General features: G+C 57.3%; 4 protein-coding genes. 3 read left to right on the top strand and 1 reads right to left on the bottom strand.

The window, feature by feature from the left end; translation table 11 throughout:
• The first annotated feature begins 155 nt into the window (after positions 1-155).
• Both AC07U4_RS24755 and AC07U4_RS24750 read left to right on the top strand, forming a co-directional pair.
• Positions 156-758 (top strand): recombinase family protein, encoded by a 603-nt coding sequence (locus AC07U4_RS24755; protein ID WP_495197596.1) that lies wholly within the window; start codon positions 156-158, stop codon positions 756-758.
• A gap of 72 nt (positions 759-830) precedes the next feature.
• Entirely contained in the window at positions 831-1,454 is a 624-nt protein-coding gene (locus AC07U4_RS24750) for a hypothetical protein (RefSeq protein WP_495197595.1), read from the top strand.
• A 34-nt stretch (positions 1,455-1,488) separates the two neighbouring features.
• On the opposite strand, the gene AC07U4_RS24745 is transcribed toward AC07U4_RS24750, so the two are convergent.
• Complete coding sequence (locus tag AC07U4_RS24745) at positions 1,489-1,911, bottom strand: DUF4879 domain-containing protein (RefSeq protein WP_495197594.1); 423 nt, start codon at positions 1,909-1,911, stop codon at positions 1,489-1,491.
• Between the two features lie 286 nt (positions 1,912-2,197).
• Between AC07U4_RS24745 and AC07U4_RS24740 the strand changes: the two genes are divergently transcribed.
• Positions 2,198-2,486, top strand: a 289-nt coding sequence (locus AC07U4_RS24740; protein ID WP_495197593.1) for a hypothetical protein, incomplete at its 3' end; no start/stop codon positions are given.

Here is a 2,486-nt window from a genome sequence, read left to right as displayed (position 1 = left end):
AGCTCGCTCATCCACTGTCTCCTCGCAGAGCCTGAATCAGATCGCGATGCTCACATCAATGGGTCCTGACCCTAGCATAGCGGTTGGCAAAGCGATCGTGGTTCGCCGCCTCTAAGACGTGCCATTTATCGCTGACAAAGCAGTGTCAATTTGCGCTGATATTTACAGACGGCAGTCAGGTCATCGACCTTCAGCGCGATGCACTTGCGAAGGCCGGGGTGGATCTGGAGCATCACCTCTATAGCGATGCCGCATCGGGCAAGCGCGACGACCGGCCAGGACTGGAGGCGTGTATCAAGGCGCTGCGGCCCGGCGATACGCTGGTGGTGTGGAAGCTCGACCGGTTGGGGCGCGATCTGCGCCACCTCGTCAATCTGGTCGGCGACCTGACGAAGCGTGGCATCGGGTTGAAGGTGCTCGCCGGCGAGGGTGCATCGATCGACACCACCACTGCGAACGGCCGACTCGTTTTTGCGATCTTCGCAGGCCTCGCCGAGCTCGAGCGCGAGCTGATCGTCGAGCGGACCAAGGCGGGCCTCGCCGCGGCGCGTGTCCGCGGGCGGAATGGCGGCCGCCCGTTCAAGATGACGCCGGCAAAGCTGCGCGTCGCCCAAGCGGCGATGGGCAAACCTGAAACCAAGGTCGCCGAGCTGTGCGCCGAACTCGGCATCACCCGCCAGACGCTCTACCGCTTCGTCGGGCCGAAGGGTGAGATCAGGCCCGACGGTGAGAAGCTGCTGGCGCAGCGTACCCGCTGACTCAAATTCGTTAACCTCGGTGATGTAGGACCTAACCGTATTCAGGTGGACCGCAGCCATGGGAGACGGCCAATGTTAAGCGGCATTACTTCGCGATCGAATTTGACAGACACCGTTGCGCCGCTTCGGCGTGCCGCGTCGGCCTCGGCGTCGTTCAATGCCGCTTTGGATAAGGCGACCACCGCTAATGTGTCGCTCGACACAGCCAGCATCTCCGACAAAGCCAAGTCGATGAATGCTCGACCGGCAGCGCCCCAGTTCGGGAGTGACTATTTTAACAATTTCCCCAATATGTCGCGGGACGAGCTGAAGAAGCAAATTGCGAGTGACGCCGACGCGATTAGCGCCTCACAAGGCCTTCCAAGCGGACAATACAACTTTAAGAGTTTGACTCCGGGACAAACCGAGGTTGTGCTTCATAACTTGGGCATGAATCTGGGAGTTAATACGGACGATTTGCTTGCGATATCGGGCAATTTGGGCAGGATGTCTTACGACGATTTCACCCCTCACGATATGACCGAGGGCTTGGCTGAGTCTGCTGCATTCGAACGGAATTCAGGAAATGCAGCCGGCGCTGCACTTATGGAAGGCTCGCTCGCGGTGATCGCCAAGTTCTCCGCAAAGATCGCCGCACCCGATCCTACGAAACTTTATCAGTCTCTAATAAGTCCACGGATTGGCCAACGCCGATGAGAATGTGGGCAGTCAAGCGACTGCCCACATTGCATTAGTTGATAACGATCGAGGTGCTGTACGTAGGATAGGGCGAGTACACGCCAGTATCTTGAATGAAGAACTCGCGCCCTGCGCCGAGCTGGCCCAGGTTGATCGTCAGGCGCACACCCGTGACGGTTTCACCCGAACGGCAGGTACGATAGCTCGACGTGCAAAGGCTCTGCGTGGTCGTGCTTGGGAAAATCTGCTGACCACCGAGGCGGTAGATGCGGTTGCGGCCGCCGACGAAGTACTCGTCCGCGATGACAGTGACCGGCGGGCTGGTAAAAGTCTTTGACGTAGCTGACTTACCCGTCGTGGTCTCGAAATTGCCACTGGCGTCCTGGACACGCGTGATCGAAATCTGAGCTTGGGCCACACCTGCAAAGCCGGCGCTGCCAACCAGCGCGGCCGCTATGAGCAGAAACTTCTTCATGAACCCCTCCCATCTGTGTCGAAGCAGATTCGCTCGACCGTCATCGAATAAGGTCATCCAAACCGAGGGTGAAGCCCCCATAGGAAAAGATATTTTACTTGGCGACTTTCATTGGCATGTCATATAAGTGGTTCAGACAAGAGACAAATTATTGAGAATGCGAAACATTCTTGTCGTATTGCGATATTGGGTAAGAGTCGCTGACGAGCAATGGGATTGTAACGTTTTTCGCTGCCGGCATTTAGCTTGATCCTTATAGCCTTAACCCATAAACTGTGTAGCTACGGTGGAAATCCATTCCAAACGCCTGCTTGTTTCAAAGTGGCTCCGGTGTGTCTCGCCTTCACTGCTACCAGCTTATTTGATCGCTTATGCGACCGCGCAGATGCTGTTCTGTCCTATCGCAACGGCTCAGGACAACCCAAAGGCTGCGCCCGCTCCCGATATCGTCGTGATCGGCCGCAGAGCACGAGCGCCAGGCGCCGAGATCAAACCCGCCGATTCCCTACCGGCATCGACAATAAAAGGGTTCGGCGCCGACTCAATCGGTGACGTGCTGGCGCGGCTCAGATCGC

Source organism: Sphingomonas sp. GW821-FHT02B09 (assembly GCF_059421875.1).
Note: the sequence above shows the minus strand (reverse complement) of the source record. Positions and strands in the feature narration are given on the sequence as shown.

What these genes read in the sequence shown, in the direction of transcription:
- AC07U4_RS24750 (WP_495197595.1), top strand. Translation starts at nt 831, where the DNA reads ATGTTAAGCGGCATTACTTCGCGATCGAATTTGACAGACACCGTTGCG.
- AC07U4_RS24745 (WP_495197594.1), bottom strand. Translation starts at nt 1,911, where the DNA reads ATGAAGAAGTTTCTGCTCATAGCGGCCGCGCTGGTTGGCAGCGCCGGC.